The organism is Okeania sp. SIO2C9 (assembly GCF_010672455.1).
Taxonomy (GTDB): domain Bacteria; phylum Cyanobacteriota; class Cyanobacteriia; order Cyanobacteriales; family Microcoleaceae; genus Okeania.
On record NZ_JAAHGO010000012.1, the window covers coordinates 507,102 to 525,406 of the forward strand.

The window sequence follows — 18,305 nt, forward strand, 5'->3', positions numbered from 1 at the left end:
TCGTAGGCATAATAAAGAATTGGTTTTCCTTCCTGATAACGAGTCATTGCATCTGCCAAAAGAATTTCATATTGTCCTTGATTATGTTCTACTGTATCTTCTAATTCATAAGCTTTAAGATGATGATCGATCGCTAATTCACAAGACCAACCAGGATTACAACCTACTAAATTTGCTTTGCCATCTCCATCGGAATCAAAAAGTTTGGCTATTTCTGGATCTTTTAATTGTTCAATGTTAGTAATGTTATACTTATCGGCGGTTTTTTTATCAATTTGATATCCACTATTTCCATTAGGAGTTAAATTTCCAACTCCTTCTAATTTTTCTTCACCACCAGCATTTTCAAAGAATTTCTTGTGCCATGGTTGATAATAAACAACACTATAATCTAAGTCTTTATTGGCAACAGAAATGTAAATTGCAGGATAATAAATTTCTTTTGGTTTTTTAACTTTGTAGCCTAATTTTTCTAAGCCTATATTCACTACTTCGGTTTGAAATAACTCTTCTACCCAGCCAGTATAATAGGCACTCCGAATACCGACTGTTCCAGAAGGAAAATGTTGACAGGAAGTAAAAATTATTAATAAGCTGGTAAGGATTGTTCCTAAAACAGTTTTGAGATATTTTTGTTTCATTGTGGTTTGATTGATTGAAAAATATTTAATATTTGGTAGTTTACGACTCAATTGATTACAAAATTATAGCGGTCGATCAATTAGTTTCTAGTTTCAGGCTTTTGTATAAATTTTCAAATCCATTTAACTCCTGATTTTTTTACCTTTTTTTCTACTTATTTATTAATTAGTTTAAACCTGAAAATATGAAAATTAGTCTCAGCCTTTTTTCTGACTTTTCAAATCCATTGAAGTCTTTAAAAGTCAGGAACATTATTTATTCTTATACCATTTTGAAAAAAGAACGTTACAAATAAACTGGCTATTCAAAAATTAATAATTAATAATTAATGATTAATAATTACCTCGAGAGTGAAAACAGAATTGATTGACTAATAATGAAAATTTTTTCTTGTTTCTCCACGGCGAGTGAGAGGATTTTTACCTTAATTATTCGATAAATAACTAATAATTCACCTAAAACCTAAAACCTACCACCTACCACCTACCACCTACCACCTAAAACCTAGAAAATTATTTGTAGCAAACATTTATAAAATTGGTATTAATTAGGGTTTACCGATCTAATTTTAAAGCATTTACAGATAAAGGTTTTAGTCTTTTTAGGGTTGAGAAAAGTGCCTGGTTTTCGGTACCTCAAGTTCAAAAAGTGAGCATTTTGGGCAAGAGTTGAGCAGAAAAATCAAGGGACGAAACATCCAACTACTTCTTCTATAATTCCCATTTATCCTAACTCCTAGCTCCTGACTCCTGACTCCTCCCCGAACCGATGCATACTTTTTCAACAAACCCTAATTAGCAACTTTTCTAGCTATTTCCAACCAACTATCATATTTTTGTTGATGATTTTTTACCCACTCTTGAGCATGACGCATAATATCTTCTGGTTGGTCTTCTCCCTCTTTGATGCGTAAACTTTCAGCATTCATATCTGCAATTGATATTTTGACTAATTCAAACCATCGTTTGGCAACTGGGTTAGCTTCTAAGAATTTTTTATTTGCAAAAATACGCTGTTGAAGTACGGGAAAGCCAAAATTTTTTCCATCTACTGATGTATCTTTTTCACTCATATTTTTCATAGATTCTGGAAAAGAAGTGAAAGGAACTTCTAACCAAACTACATCTTCTCCTGGTTTTAAAACTGAAGATATCCAATGAGGATTATAAGCAAAATAAATAATAGGTTTTCCTTGTTGGTAGCGAGTAATAGCATCTGCGAGAAGAATTGTATATTCACCTAGATTCTGTTCAACTGTATCTTGCAATTCATAAGCTTGAAGTTGATGGTCGATCATTAATTCACAAGACCAACCAGCATTACAACCAACTAAATTTGCTTTGCCGTCTCCATCGGAGTCAAAAAGCTTGGCAATTTCTGAATCTTTTAATTGTTCAATGTTAGTAATCTGATATTTATCGGCTGTTTTTTTGTCAATTTGATATCCTTGAATTCCATTGGGAGTTAAAATTCCGACTCCCTCTAATTTTTCTTCTCCACCAGCATTTTCAAAGAAATGATTACTCCCTGGTTAGTAGTAAACGGTGCTATAGTCTAAATCTCCATTAGCAACAGAAATATAAATAGCGGGATATCCAATTTGTTTAGGTTTTTCGATTTTGTAACCTAATTTTTCTAGACCTATATTGACAATATTAGTTTGAAATAATTCTTCTATCCAGTTACTATGGGCACTACGAATAATTACTGTTTGAGAATTGGTTACTGTTTGAGAATTGGGAGTTTGTTGACAGGAAGTAAAAATTATTAATACACTTGTGAGGATTGTTCCTAAAACAGTTTTGAGATATTTTTGTTTCATTGTGGTTTGATTGATTGAAAGATATTTAATATCTGGTAGTTTACAAATCTAACAATTACATATTTATAGCAGTTTATAAATTAGTATCAGCCTTTTTTCTGATGTTTGAATTCCCCTTAAATTTATGGTTTTTGTTAGCTTATTTATACTTATTTATGAATTATTTGATACCTGAAAATGCGAAAATTAGTATCAGTTTTTTTCGGGATTTTAAAATCCATTGAACTATTGAAAAATCAGCCACATTCTTTGTTTTTAATTAGGTATTACCGGTCTAATCTAAAAGCATTGAAATATTCAAAAAATTCATTTTGGAGTCAAAAAAAGTGCAAATTTTTCAGATATTTATACTCATGCATGGAGCGTATTTTAGGCGCATAGTTGGGCATAAAAATTATTCTTAAAATTATTACCAAATGATTAATAATTAATAATTAAATAATTCTGGTTTAAAGCCTCCCCTTTTAAGGGAAAAAAGCGGTCGAAGGATGGCGCAATTCGGAGCGACTCTGATAAGAGCGGGTCTCCTCGCCATATCCAATCGACCAAGAGAAAAGAAATAATATTTCCTTATATTCAATCAAGAGCGGTTAAAACCCGAGGTAATTATCAATTATCAATTATCCATTATCCATTATAAATTAATGAATCCTACCTCCTCGCTCATTCCCCGTTCTTCCTGTTTCCTGTCTCCAGTATAGCTGTCTCTTCGCCCTACTAAAAGACTTTTTCAACAAACCCTAATTAGCAACTTTTCTCGCTGTTTCTAACCAATTATCATATTTTTTTTGATGATTTTTTACCCATTCTTGAGCATGACGCAGAATATCTTCTGGTTGGTATTCTCCCTCTTTAATACGTAAACTTTCAACATTCATATCTGCCACTGGAATTTCAACTAATTCAAACCATTTTCTCGCTACTGGGTTTGCTTCTAAGAATTTTTTATTAGCCACAATATATTGTTGCAGTAAGGGAAAGCCAAGATTTTTTCCATCTACTGATGTATCTTTTTCATTCATATTTCCCATAGATTCTGGTAAGAAAGTAAAAGGAACTTCTAACCAAATTGCATCTTCCCCTGGTTTTAAAATTGTATATATCCAGTGTGGATTAAAGCCATAATAAATAATAGATTTTCCTTGCTGGTAGCGAGTAATAGCATCTGCCAGAAAAATTGTATATTGACCTCGATTCTGTTCTACTGTATCTTTTAGTCCATAAGCTTCAATTTGATTATCTATAATTAATTCACAAGCCCAACCAGGATTGCAACCTACTAAGTTAGCTTTACCATCTCCATCTGAGTCAAAAAGTTTGGCTATTTCTGGATCTTTTAATTGTTTAATGTTAGTAATATTATATTTATCGGCTGTTTTTTTATCAATTTGATATCCACTTCTTCCGTTAGGAGTTAAAATTCCAACTCCTTCTAATTTTTCTTCACCACCAGCATTTTCAAAGAATTTTTCGTGTCCTGGTAAGTAATAAATAACGCTATAGTCTAAGTCTCCATTAGCTATAGAAATATAAAGTGCTGGGTAATCAATTTCCTTTGGCTTTTCTACTTTATAGCCGAGTTTTTCTAGACCTATATTGACAATATTAGTTTGGAATGACTCTTCTATCCAGTTACTATGGGCACTACGAATAATTACTGTTTGGGAATTGGGAGTTTGTTGACAGGAAGCAAAAATTATTAATACGCTTGTGAGGATTGTTCCTAAGATAATTTTTAGTAGTTTTTGTTTCATGTTATTGAGATTGAAAAAAAATTATATAAGTAGGTAGGTCTAATTAAACGTTAAAAAAATTGTAGGGGCGGGTTTAACTGAAAGCTTTGACTTAAGAGTAATCAAGTTATAAAAATATGCCCTTTAATATTGCGTTTATTTATGCTCATCTACTTACGTTTTTTTTGAGTCAAATTGTAATAATATAAGTTCTTTGTAAATCCCTGGAAAAAACACCATATTTATTCTTTTAAGTAGTCAAGCAAAATTAATTGTATATTTGATGGTCAGCTTAAATAGGTAAGAAAAATTATTTTTATATCGACTGCTCAATCAAACAAGTATATTTTATACCAATTATCATGCATTAATCCTATACTTAGGTGACGCTTCAGTTATTAAATAATTAATACAGACAAATTCCCTTTTTGCTAATTGGCAGCTTAGTTAATATGAATTATTCTTATGTTTATTTTTCCCCACTTCCCTACTCCCCTACTCCCCTACTCTGAAATAGATAAAGTTTTTGATAAATGGTATTATTTCCTATTTCCTACTAAAAAATGTTAAATTTATTTTGCACGGACACTTTGTTTGATGAAAGTTTTGAGCTGAATAAATGAAGTATAGCATTAGTTTTTTTGATGAGGGCAATAAATTTTTATTTCTAGATAACAGGCAACAGATAATAGATAAATTTTCTCATATTAATGTGTAGCACCATAGCAATAAAATTGGAAATTTTAACTGCATATAATTGAGACAAAATTCAAACTAATTTAATAGCTGAGACTTCAACATGTGAAATTTAGTCTCAGCTTTTTTTACTTTTATAGCGGTTTTCACAAAGAGAGACTACAGTAAAAATTATAGATATGCACCAAGCAGGTGAAAATTGTAGAAATCGTTGTATTCTATATTAATGAAAACCTCTGAAAAATCCTTTTAGTTAAGATTTTGTAGTGATGAAATATCCCCTGATTGACTATTAAAATTATTGACCCATACTTTAATTAGCAGCTTGCTTTGCTGTTTCTAACCAACCATCATACTTTTGTTGATTATTTTTTATCCATTCTTGAGCATGACGCAGAATATCTTCTTGTGTATCTTCACCTTCTTTAATACGTAAACTTTCAGCATTCATATCCACAATTGGAATTTCAACTAACTCAAACCATCTTTTGGCAACTGGGTTTGATTCTAGGAATTTTTTATTAGCTACTATACGCTGTTGAAGTACGGGAAAGCCAAATTTTTTTCCATCTAGAGATGTATCTTTTTCACTTAAATTTCCTATAGATTCTGGTAAAGAAGTAAAAGGAACTTCCAATGAAACTACATCTTCATTTGGTTTGAAAACTGTTGATATCCAATGAGGTTCGTAAGCATAATAAAGAATTGGTTTTCCTTCCTGATAACGAGTCATTGCATCTGCCAAGAGAATTTCATATTGTCCTTGATTATGTTCTACTGTATCTTCTAATTCATAAGCTTTAAGATGATGATTGATAACTAATTCACAAGACCAACCAGGATTACAACCAACTAAATTTGCTTTGCCATCTCCATCGGAATCAAAAAGTTTGGCTATTTCTGGATCTTTTAATTGTTCAATTTTAGTAATGTTATATTTATCGGCGGTTTTTTTGTCTATTTCATATCTTTGTATTCCATTAGGGGTTAAAGTTCCAACTTTCTCTAACTTTTCTGAACCACCAGCATTTTCAAAGAATTCATTGTGTTGCGGTTCATAGAAAACAGTGCTATATTCTAAATCTCCATTGGCAAGAGAAATATAAATTGCTGGATATTCAATTTGTTTTGGTCTTTCAACTTTATAGCCGAGTTTTTCTAAACCTATATTTACTACTTCGGTTTGAAATAATTCTTGTATCCAGGTACTATTAGCACTCCGAATAGTAACTGTTTCAGCAGAATCAGGAACTTGTTGACAGGAAGTAAAAATCACTAATAAGCTGGTGATAATTGTTCCTAGAATAGTTTTGAGATATTTTTGTTTCATTGTGGTTTGATGGAAATTTTTTTCATCAATAGTATTTTACTACTCTCAGCACTAAAGATTTATAGAAATTTGAGAATAGGCAAAAGGCACTATATTTTGATTCAGATATTCATAATTAATTTATAGCAATTTTCCTCTTGGTTGAGATAAACAAATTTTGGGTTTTAGGGAACACCAGATATGAGAATCAAAATCAAGAGAGAAATACTGTATTCATTAATATGAAAACCGCGATATGTAAAAATTATGAGAACAACACAAGATAAATATTTGAGTTTTACGATCTTTTTGGCGGAATAAAGCAGCAATTCGATCAGAAAATTGAAGCCATGGAACTATCAGAATCTGAAATAATTTATAGAGGTAATACTTGAATAATTTTCAATTCAGCTTCCGCTTTTTTTATGACTATTCACATCCATTTAAGTACTGAAAGCTTCTGAAGATTTTTCCTACTTAACTAGCTTCTTTTCTTGCTACTTCCAACCAATTATCATATTCTTTTTGATTATCTTTTACCCACTCTTGAGCATGACGCAGAATATCTTCTGGTTTGTCTTCACCCTCTTTTATACGTAAACTTTCAGCATTCATATCTGCAACTGGAATTTTGACTAATTCAAACCATTTTTTTGCAACTGAGTTAGCTTCTAGGAATTTTTTATTAGCAACAATACCCTGATCGCCTTTAGGAAGGCCAAAATTTTTTCCATCTACTGATGTATCTTTTTCACTCAGATTTCCCATAGATTCTGGTAAAGATGTGAAAGGAACTTCTAACCAAACTACATCTTCTCCTGGTTGTAAAACTGCAGATATCCAGTGAGGATTATAGGCATAATAAAGAATAGGTTCCCCTTTTTGATAACGAGTAACAGCATCTGCTAATAAAATTGTATATTGGCCTCGATTATGTTCTACAGTATCTTCTAGTCCATAAGCTTCAATTTGATGGTCTATGGCTAATTCACAACCCCAACCTGCATTACAACCAACTAAATTTGCCTTACCATCTTTATCTGAGTCAAAAAGTTGGGCAATTTCTGGGTCTTTTAATTGTTGAAGGTTAGTAATGTTATATTTATCGGCGGTTTTTTTATCTATTTGATATCCTTGAATTCCATTAGGAGTTAAAATTCCTACTCCCTCTAATTTTTCTTCGCCACCAGCATTTTCAAAGAATTTTTTGTGTCCTGGTTGGTAATAAATAACACTATAGTCTAAATCTCCATTAGCTATGGAAATATAAAGTGCCGGATAATCAATTTGTTTAGGTTTTTCGACCTTGTAGCCTAATTTTTCTAAACCTATATTCACAACTTCGGTTTGAAATAATTCTTCTATCCAATTACTATGAGCACTCCGAATAGTTAAACTTTCATTATTTGGCGATGGTTGACAGGAAGTAAAAACTATTAATAAGCTGGTCAGGATTGTTCCTAAAATAATTTTGAGATATTTTTGTTTCATTGTATTTTGATTGGATAATTTTCATATAAATAACATAACCCGTTTGTAAATTATCAAAATAATTAGGTCTAAAACCTCGCCTTTTAAGGCGAAATATTTTTGGAGCGCGGCTCAAATCCCCGTTACAAAAATAACTTCTGACTATCAGATGTGTGTCTTACATTCTGAGGAAACCTCAGAATTACACACTTGCTTCTGACTTCTGACTTCTGACTTCGTTAAATCTTCTCTTATATTTTAAGTTAGGATATAATTAAAGTTTGTAGTGAAAATTTTACAATTAAAGTTATGGCCAAAAAATTACAGGTAGTCCTGAATCAAGATGTCAAAAAATTGGGAATATCCGGAGATGTAGTAGAAGTAGCTCCTGGTTATGCTCGTAATTATTTGATTCCTCAGAAAATTGCTTTTCGTACTACTCCAGGTATTCTTAAACAGGTAGAACGTCGTAGAGAACAAGAGCGACAAAGACAAATAGAATTGAAGCAAGCAGCAGAAGCTCAAAAGACGGCTTTGGAAACAGTTGGTCGCTTTAAAATTGCTAAACAAGTTGGGGAAAATGATGCAATTTTTGGTACCGTTACTGATAGAGAATTAGTGGATGTAATTAAGGAAAATACTGGTCAAGAAATTGATAGACGTGGCGTTACTTTGCCAGAAATTAGCAAAGTTGGATTCTACAAAGCTCAAATTAAACTTCATCCTGAGGTAACTGCTGAAGTTGAAGTTCAAGTAGTAGGTAGTTAACAGTTATCAGTTATCAGTTATCAGTTATCAGTTGAACTAGAAACATAAATAACTGATATCTGATTAGGCACATCTCAAATTTTAATAAAAACAAAAATTTATTGGTTTTCCTAAAGTTCCCCAATATTTTACAAATTAAATCATATTGCTTATAGATGCAGAGCGATCGCCTACCTTACCAAAATATTAAAGCGGAAGAAGCTATTTTAGATGGTATTCTCCTCGACTTTAATATTCAGCAATTGGATTGAATATGGATTTTTCTACCAGAGTAATTTAAACTCTACTCCCTATTCCTTTTTCAAATAAATGTTAAATAATTGTAGGTAAATCACCGAATAATTAAGGTGGGAAGCCTCTCCTTTAAAGGAGAAACAAGAAAAAATTTTCCATTGAGTCAATCCTCTTATTTTCAAAGAGAGGTAATTATTAATTATTAATGATTAATTATTAATTGTTGAAAGATGTCTAGCGATCGCCTACCTCCCCAAAATATTGAAGCGGAAGAAGCTATTTTAGGTGGTATTCTCCTCGACCCAGAAGCTGTTAGTCGAGTCACAGAATTATTACGCCCAGAGTTTTTTGCCATTGAAGCTCATCAAATTCTTTATAAAGCAATGTGGCAACTTTATAATCAGGGCAAACCTACAGATTTAATGACTGTTACCAGTTGGCTTACTGATAATAATAAATTAGAAAAGATTGGCGGACAAGTAAAAATAGTTCAACTATTAGAACGAACTGTTTCGGCGGTTAATATTGACCAATATGCTGTTTTAGTTATTGATAAATATATCCGCAGAAAATTAATTCAAGCAGGAAATGAAATTTTTGATTTAGGGTTTCAAACAGCTACTGAATTAAAAACTATTCTTGACCAAGCTGAACAAAAAATATTTGCTCTTACTCAGGATAAACCACAACAAGATTTAGTTCCTATTTCTGAGACTTTAATCAATACTTTTCAGGAGATTGAAGATAGAAATGAGGGAATTGCTTTACCTGGTCTTGCTTGTGGTTTTTACGATCTAGATGCAATGACTGGAGGTTTTCAGCGTTCGGATTTAATTATTGTGGCTGGTCGTCCCTCAATGGGAAAATGTGCTGCTTTTGATACTTTAGTTTTGCAAAAAGATGGCAGTTTAATTACTTTGGCAGAGGTTTATCAAAGGCAAGAAACGGAGTTATTAACTCTAGGCAAAAATTGGAAGTTTCACATTACTAAACCTTCTGCTTTTATTGATGATGGAATTAAACCTGTATTTAGAGTAAGAACAAAATCGGGAAGATTTGTAGAGACGACAATTAGTCATCCTTTTCTAACAGTTGATGGTTGGAAACCTTTGGCAAAATTACAAGTAGGAGAAAAAATAGCTGTACCGCGTCGATTAGATGTTTTTGGTAATGAAACTATTCCAGAAAATCAGTTTGCTTCTCTGATTGATTCTGATAATTTCTGTCTTTCTCCTATTGTCTTGAAATTAGAAAAATCGCAATTAGCTTTATTCATTAGATATTTATTTTCTCAGGATGGATGGGTAAAAATATTGGAGAGTAGGGGAGTATGTTTTGGTTATTCTGTGGAGAGTGAAAACTTTGTTAGGCAAGTACAACATCTTTTACTCAGATTTGGAATTATTGGTGCTATTGAAAAGGTTGAAGAGGGTAAAAGTAGGAAAAGAAAGACGAATAAAAATTTGTGGCATTTAACTATTACTGATACTTTATCTGTGAAAAATTTGGTGGCAGATATTGGTAATTTTCCATCTATAAATTTAGATTTATCTTCTAGCAGATTAAATTTAGTCAGACAGGATAATTTCTGGGTTGAGGAATTAGAAAATACTCAGATTTTCTGGGATAAAGTTCTTGTTGTGATGGAAAAGTTTGCCGGATTTAGATTTCTATCAGCACAGAGCAAAAATCAAAAAATCAAGACCGAGGAAAATTTCGAGCATTTCACTACTACTGATACTTTCTGTGAGAAAAATATTCTGACAGATATGAGAAATTTTCCATCTATAAATCTAGATTTCCACTCCAGTAGATTAAATTTACTCAGAAAGGAGAATTTCTGGGTTGAGCAACTAAAAAATACTCATATTTTCTGGAATGAAATTGTTTATGTGATGGAAAAGTTTGCTGAATCTAGATGGTTTTCACCACAGAGGAGAAACGGCACAAGACAGACGGATAAAAATTTCATACATTTAACGACTTGTGAAACTTTATCTGTGAAAAGCGGTGCGACAAATATTAGTAGTTCTCTATCAGAAGATTTGGATTTCGACTCAGACAGATTTGATCTAGCTAAACCGGATAATGCCTGGAGGGAAAAATTAGAAAATCGGGCATTTTTCTGGCATAAATTGGTGAGTCTGGTGGAAAATTTTGCCGAATCTAAAAATCAGTCGGTAAATAGTAGAAGTGGGAAAAGAACCTCTCCTAAAAATTCAGAGAATTTAACTAGTACTGATACTATATGTGGAAGAAATTTTCTGGCAGATGCTGATACTATCTATGGGAAAAATTTTCTGGCAGATATGAGAAATCTTCCATCAGAAAATCTGGATTTCCACTCCGACAGATTCAATTTAACTAAACCGGATAATGCCTGGAGAGAACAATTAGAAAATCGGGAATTTTTCTGGAATAAATTGGCGAGTCTGGTGGAAAAGTTTGCCGAATCTCAAAATCAGTCGCTCCAAAGTAGAACTGTCAAAAGAAAGTCCGATAAAAATGCCGAGAATTTAACTACTACTTACACTCTCCATGGGAAAAATTTTCTGGCAGATATGAGAAATCTTCCATCAGAAAATCTGGATTTCCACTCCGACAGATTCAATTTAACTAAACCGGATAATGCCTGGAGAGAACAATTAGAAAATCGGGCATTTTTCTGGGATGAATTGGTGAGTCTGATGGAAAAGTTTGCCGAATCTAAAAATCAGTCACTTCAGAGTAGAACTGTCAAAGGAAAGTCGCATAAAAATTCTGAGAATTTAACTACTACTTACACTCTCCATGGGAAAAATTTTCTGGCAGATATGAGAAATCTTCCATCAGAAAATCTGGATTTCCACTCCGACAGATTCAATTTAACTAAACCGGATAATGCCTGGAGAGAACAATTAGAAAATCGGGAATTTTTCTGGAATAAATTGGCGAGTCTGGTGGAAAAGTTTGCCGAATCTCAAAATCAGTCGCTCCAAAGTAGAACTGTCAAAAGAAAGTCCGATAAAAATGCCGAGAATTTAACTACTACTTACACTCTCCATGGGAAAAATTTTCTGGCAGATATGAGAAATCTTCCATCAGAAAATCTGGATTTCCACTCCGACAGATTCAATTTAACTAAACCGGATAATGCCTGGAGAGAACAATTAGAAAATCGGGAATTTTTCTGGAATAAATTGGCGAGTCTGGTGGAAAAGTTTGCCGAATCTCAAAATCAGTCGGTAAATAGTAGAAAGGTCAAAGGAAAGTCGCATAAAAATTCTGATAACTTAACGACTACTCATACTATCTGTGGAAAAAATATTCTGGCAGATATGGTAGATTTTCCATCAGAAAATCAAGATTTTTACTCGGATAGATTAAATTTAGTCAGGCCAGATAATTTCTGGGTTGAGGAATTAGAAAATCGGGCATTTTTCTGGCATAAATTGGCGAGTCTGGTGGAAAATTTTGCCGAATCAAAAAATCAGTCGGTAAATAGTAGAAGTGGGAAAAGAACCTCTCCTAAAAATTCAGAGAATTTAACTACTACTGATACTATATGTGGAAGAAATTTTCTGGCAGATGCTGATACTATCTATGGGAAAAATTTTCTGGCAGATATGGGAAATCTTCCATCAGAAAATCTGGATTTTAACTCCGACAGATTCAATTTAGCTAAACCGGATAATGCCTGGAGAGAACAATTAGAAAATCGGGCATTTTTCTGGGATGAATTGGTGAGTCTGATGGAAAAGTTTGCCGAATCTAAAAATCAGTCACTTCAGAGTAGAACTGTCAAAGGAAAGTCGCATAAAAATTCTGAGAATTTAACTACTGCCGATACTCTCTATAAGAAAAATATTCTGGCAGATATAGAAAATTTTCCATCAGAAAATCTGGATTTCGACTTTGAGAAATTAAATTTAGTCAGACCAGAGAATTCCTGGAGCGAGCAATTAGAAAGTAGGGATATTTTCTGGAATGAATTGGTTAATCTGACAGAAAATTTTGCCGAATCTCAAAAGCAGTCGGTCAAGAGTAGAACTGTCAAAGAAAAGTCCGATAAAAATGTCAATAATTTAACTACTACTAATGCTCTCTATAGAAAAAATATTCTGACAGATATCAGAAACCTTCCATCAGAAAATCAAGATTTTGACTCCCACAGATTAAATTTAGTCAGACCAGAGAATTCCGGGAGGGAGGAATTAGAAAATCGGGATATTTTCTGGAATAAATTGGTTAACCTGATAGAAAATTTTGCCGAATCTCAAAAGCAGTCGGTCAAGAGTAGAACTGTCAAAGGAAAGTCCGATAAAAATGTCAATAATTTAACTATTACTAATGCTCTCTATAGAAAAAATATTCTGACAGATATCAGAAACCTTCCATCAGAAAATCAAGATTTTGACTCCCACAGATTAAATTTAGTCAGACCAGAGAATTCCGGGAGGGAGGAATTAGAAAATCGGGATATTTTCTGGAATAAATTGGTTAATCTGATAGAAAATTTTGCCGAATCAAAAAATCAGTTGGTCAAAAGTAGAACTGTCAAAGGAAAGTCCGATAAAAATGTCAATAATTTAACTATTACTAATGCTCTCTATAGAAAAAATATTCTGACAGATACCAGAAACCTTCCATCAGAAAATCAAGATTTTGACTCCCACAGATTAAATTTAGTCAGACCAGAGAATTCCGGGAGGGAGGAATTAGAAAATCGGGATATTTTCTGGAATAAATTGGTTAATCTGATAGAAAATTTTGCCGAATCAAAAAATCAGTTGGTCAAAAGTAGAACTGTCAAAGAAAAGTCTCCTAAAAATTCTGATAACTTAACGACTACTGATACTATCTGTGGAGAAAATCTTCTGACAGATATTGGTAATTTTCCATCAGAAAATCAAGATTTTGATTCCCACAGATTAAATTTAATAAGACCAGAGAATTCCGGGAGTGAACAATTAGAAAATCGGGATATTTTCTGGAATGAATTGGTTGATCTGATAGAAAATTTTGCCGAATCTCAAAAGCAGTCGGTCAAGAGTAGAACTGTCAAAGGAAAGTCCGATAAAAATGTCAATAATTTAACTATTACTAATGCTCTCTATAGAAAAAATATTCTGACAGATATCAGAAACCTTCCATCAGAAAATCAAGATTTTGACTCCCACAGATTAAATGTAGTCAGACCAAAGAATTCCGGGAGTGAACAATTAGAAAATCGGGATATTTTCTGGAATAAATTGGTTAATCTGATAGAAAATTTTGCCGAATCAAAAAATCAGTCGCTCCAAAGTAGAACTGTCAAAAGAAAGTCCGATAAAAATGCCGAGAATTTAACTACTACTTACACTCTCCATGGGAAAAATATTCTGACAGATATGGGAAATCTTCCATCAGAAAATCTGGATTTACACTCCGACAGATTCAATTTAGCTAAACCCGATAATGCCTGGAGAGAACAATTAGAAAATCGGGAATTTTTCTGGAATAAATTGGTGAGTATGGTGGAAAAGTTTGCCAAACCTAAAAATCAGTCACTTCAGAGTAGAACTGTCAAAGGAAAGTCGCATAAAAATTCTGAGAATTTAACTACTGCTGATGCTCTCTATAAGAAAAATTTTCTGGCAGATATGAGAAACCTTCCATCAGAAAATCTGGATTTACACTCCGATAGATTCAATTTAGCTAAACCCGATAATGCCTGGAGAGAACAATTAGAAAATCGGGAATTTTTCTGGAATAAATTGGCGAGTCTGGTGGAAAAGTTTGCCGAACCTAAAAATCAGTCACTTCAGAGTAGAACTGTCAAAGGAAAGTCGCATAAAAATTCTGAGAATTTAACTACTGCTGATGCTCTCTATAAGAAAAATTTTCTGACAGATATGAGAAACCTTCCATCAGAAAATCTGGATTTCGACTTTGAGAAATTAAACTTAGTCAAACCACAGAATTCCTGCACAAAGCATTTAGAAAATAGCGATCTTTACTGGGATGAAATTGTTTCAATAGAACCAGTCGGAGAAAAACAAGTATACGATCTGACCATACCAGAAACTCATAATTTTGTAGCCAATGATATTTGTCTTCATAACACCAGCTTTGCTGTAAATATTGGTCATAGTATTGCAGCTAATCTCAAATTACCAGTAGCAATTTTTAGCCTAGAAATGTCTAAGGAACAATTGGTATTAAGGCTATTAGCAAGTGAGGCAAAAATTGAAAGTAATAGATTGCGGTCTGGGCGAATTAGTCAGAGCGAATGGGAACCTTTAACTTCCGCTATTGGTAATCTTGCTGAAATGCCAATTTTTATTGATGATACTCCTAATATTACTGTTAATGAAATTCGTTCAAAAGTCAGACAATTACAAAGCGAACAAGGTGGAGCTTTAGGATTAATTTTATTAGATTATTTACAATTAATGGAAAGTAGTAGTAGTGATAATCGAGTCCAGGAATTAGCAAGAATTACTCGGAGTCTGAAGGGTTTAGCACGAGAACTTTCGGTGCCGATTATTGCTTTGTCTCAACTTAGCAGAAGCGTGGAGTCTCGAACTAATAAAAGACCGATGATGTCTGACTTAAGAGAGTCTGGTTGTTTGACTGGGGATACTTTAATTTATTTAGCTGATGGTAAAAAAATTCCTATTTCTTCTCTAGTTGGTAAGTCAAATTTTGCTGTTTTGGCTTTGAATGAAAATACTGGGAAATTTGAGTCGGCTATGGTTAGTCGAGTATTTTCTACTGGGGTTAAACCTATCTTTCGTCTGCAAACTTCTTCAGGAAAATTGATTAGGGCTACGGCTAATCATCCTTTCTTTTCTATGGGGGGTTGGAAACAGTTAAATACTCTGAATATTGGGGATTCTCTTGCTATTTTGAACCAAAAAATGCTTAAATATTCAATATTGTATTGTGGGCAATTCCTGTCTCAAGTGGATTTTGGGCCAAAACATGGTGGAAATTTAGGGTCTGTAGTTAAGTGTCGGGAGAGGGAAAAACCTACTCAAATTGATGTTAACTGGGATGAAATTGTGGAAATAAGACCAGATGGTGAGGCGGAGGTTTTTGACTTAACTGTGCCTGGTCTCCATAATTTTGTGGCGAATGAGATTGTTGTTCATAACTCTATTGAACAAGATGCGGATTTAGTTATTATGCTTTATCGGGATGAGTATTATTCCCCAGATACTCCCGACCAAGGTATTGCTGAGGTGATTATTACTAAGCATCGGAATGGGCCAACTGGTACGGTTAAGTTATTGTTTGACCCCCAGTTTACTAAGTTTAGAAATTTGGCAATAAGAGGAGGGAACAGGGAACAGGGAACAGGGAACAGATAAATCATTTATCAGTTATCAGTTATCAGTCTCAGGAGCAATACCAGAAATAATTTCATCTTGTAAAGCTCCCAAAAACGGTTGTTTTTCCGTGATTAAATCTTTTCATTCATCCCTACTCAGTGGAAAAGCAGCAATATCTTCATCTTGTGAAGCTCAAAAAAAATCGGCGCGCCAAAGGATTTTCGGTTCCATCGCCACAATTTTTGTGATAATATAAAAGATATAAGGGGTCGCTCGTATATACGCATGACTTTTTATTCAACTAAATTTCCTTGCTCAGAGACAATCGAATATTTAGGAATTTTCCCAGGAGCAATATCAGAAATATTTTCATCTTGCGAAGCTCTCAGGAAGGTTGTTTTTCCCTCATCAAGTCTTTCCATCCATCTCTGCTCATTGAAAAACCACTAATATTTTCATTCTCTGAAGCTCACAAAAAATCTTTCGGCACTCAGCTATCAGCAGTCAGCTTTTTTACCATAGGAAAAACATAGAGTATTAGAAAGCGATCGCTCAATCCATTTTTTCCCATCATCAAACTTTTCCACCCATCTGTTGTTAGTGGAAAATCACAAATATTTTCATTTTATGAAGCTCTCAGGAAGGTTGTTTTTCCCTCATCAAATATTTCCATCTATACCTCCTAGGGTGGAAAACAACCAATATTTTCATTCTCTGAAGCTCACAAAAAATTCGGCGCGTCAAATAAAAAGTGTGAATCTTAGAAAGCGATCGCTCTTTTTTATCTAGTATCTCCTAGCGTGGAAAGGTACAAACATTTTCATTCTCTGAAGCTCACAAAAAAAATCGGCGCGTCAAAGGATTTTCCGTTGCTGCCTCACAAAAATTCTGATATCATAAAAGCTATAAGGGGTTGTTCGTCTATACGCATGACTTTTTATTCAACAAATTTTCCCAGTTTGTAGAGGCTTTTCAATATTTAAGAATTTTCCCAATAGTAATGCGATAAATATCTTCATTTTATGAAGCTTGTATAATCAGCTTTCGGCAGTCATCTATTAGCGATCGCTCAATACATTTTTTCCCATCATCAAATTTTTCCATCCATCCCTCCTAGCGTGGAAAATTACCAACACTTTCATTCTCTGAAGCTCACAAAAAAAATCGCGCCTCAAAGGATTTTCGGTTGCTGCCTCACAAAAATTCTGATATCATAAAACCTATAAGGGTTCGCTCGCCTATACGCATGATTTTTTATTCAATAAAAGAGAGTATAGTTTTGAGGGATATCGCCTCTTCAGTTATTAGTTAACAGTTATCGGCCTTCAACTTAAATTACTGATATTTTAAAAATGAATATTAGAGAGCGATCGCTATTTCTATATATTAAAGAAATTTAGAGTTTAGGAATAAATAAAGGGTGAGATTTAAAGAGCGATCGCTTCTTTCATATTTTGAGAAAGTAAGTTAAATCAAGCAATATTTTGATCGGTGTAATTTCAGTTTCTTAACTTTAATATTTATTCCCTTTTCAGATTAAGAAGAATTTCTTAGTTACTAATCTTCAATTACTAAACCTATCTCGGTTGGCTAGATTTAGAAACTATATGTCATATTTAAAAATATGCTTCAGGGGATTAGTAGCTTTATATTCTATTTTTTTTTGATAAGCAGAACTAATAACTATAGCTATAATCATAACCAGATTAACTAAAACAAGCAAACCTGCTAAAAAAATAGGGAGTTTAACTAAATTCAAAGCTGATAAAATCAATAAGATCAATAACATCGAAAATGACATCCATAATATCAAAAATGCGTCCGATAGTACAAAACCTACTTCTAGACTCTCAAATTTTACATCTAGAAAAATATTACACCAGTCATCACGAGTTGGGTGGCGATATTTAATGAGGTTATATAGTAAGAAAAATTGCAAATCTATATCTAAAGTTTCAAATAGAGATTGCCATTTTTGACTAAGATTAACTACAAGAAAGCCTTGTTTTATCACACTAACACATTCCTGTTTTAGTTCTGATAGTTTTGAGAATTCTGATGTTTCTAGTAGCTCTAATATTTTTCGATGACTACCAACTTTTTTTTCTTTTACAAACTTTTTCAACTTGATAATATCAATTACATCAAGCAATATTACCGCACATAAAGGAACTACTATTCTTGGGTCAAGATTATATCGATAAATTTCTTCAGGAGTGCATTTACAACAGATCAACCAAGCTACTTTTGCCATAGTTTCTCTTTCTGATGGTGGAAAATGAACTGCTATCCATTTCCAATCTCTCAAATTAAATTCCTCATCCAGTTTTGCCATT

Annotated in this window: 8 protein-coding genes and 1 pseudogene; 2 read left to right on the forward strand and 7 right to left on the reverse strand. The window is 33.2% G+C overall.

Annotated elements, in window-relative coordinates; translation table 11 throughout:
• The 5 genes and pseudogenes from proX (F6K23_RS12615) to proX (F6K23_RS12635) form a co-directional block, all read right to left on the reverse strand.
• On the reverse strand, positions 1-692 hold a 692-nt coding region (gene proX, locus F6K23_RS12615; protein ID WP_293155485.1), incomplete at its 3' end, for a glycine betaine/L-proline ABC transporter substrate-binding protein ProX.
• 740 nt (positions 693-1,432) lie between these two features.
• Positions 1,433-2,464, reverse strand: a pseudogene (gene proX, locus F6K23_RS12620) (glycine betaine/L-proline ABC transporter substrate-binding protein ProX).
• 740 nt (positions 2,465-3,204) lie between these two features.
• Positions 3,205-4,218 carry a glycine betaine/L-proline ABC transporter substrate-binding protein ProX gene (gene proX / locus F6K23_RS12625; RefSeq protein ID WP_293155488.1) on the reverse strand — a complete coding sequence of 338 codons (1,014 nt, stop codon included), beginning with the start codon at positions 4,216-4,218 and terminating at the stop codon, positions 3,205-3,207.
• A 988-nt stretch (positions 4,219-5,206) separates the two neighbouring features.
• Complete coding sequence (gene proX, locus F6K23_RS12630) at positions 5,207-6,223, reverse strand: glycine betaine/L-proline ABC transporter substrate-binding protein ProX (protein WP_293155491.1); 1,017 nt, start codon at positions 6,221-6,223, stop codon at positions 5,207-5,209.
• A gap of 456 nt (positions 6,224-6,679) precedes the next feature.
• A complete protein-coding gene (gene proX, locus F6K23_RS12635; RefSeq protein WP_293155494.1) occupies positions 6,680-7,693 on the reverse strand; it encodes a glycine betaine/L-proline ABC transporter substrate-binding protein ProX in 1,014 nt (337 codons plus the stop codon).
• Positions 7,694-7,981: 288 nt separating this feature from the next.
• On the opposite strand from proX (F6K23_RS12635), the gene rplI reads away from it, so the two are divergent.
• Positions 7,982-8,440, forward strand: coding sequence for a 50S ribosomal protein L9 (gene rplI / locus F6K23_RS12640; protein ID WP_293155497.1), 459 nt, complete (start codon positions 7,982-7,984; stop codon positions 8,438-8,440).
• Positions 8,441-8,904: 464 nt separating this feature from the next.
• On the forward strand, positions 8,905-16,008 hold the full coding sequence (gene dnaB, locus F6K23_RS12645; protein WP_293155500.1) for a replicative DNA helicase: 7,104 nt from the start codon (positions 8,905-8,907) through the stop codon (positions 16,006-16,008).
• A gap of 254 nt (positions 16,009-16,262) precedes the next feature.
• Here the strand turns inward: dnaB and F6K23_RS12650 are convergent, their stop codons facing one another.
• Complete coding sequence (locus F6K23_RS12650; RefSeq protein ID WP_293155503.1) at positions 16,263-16,391, reverse strand: hypothetical protein; 129 nt, start codon at positions 16,389-16,391, stop codon at positions 16,263-16,265.
• Positions 16,392-17,572: 1,181 nt separating this feature from the next.
• Entirely contained in the window at positions 17,573-18,304 is a 732-nt protein-coding gene (locus tag F6K23_RS12655; RefSeq protein WP_293155506.1) for a hypothetical protein, read from the reverse strand.
• Position 18,305 lies beyond the last annotated feature (1 nt).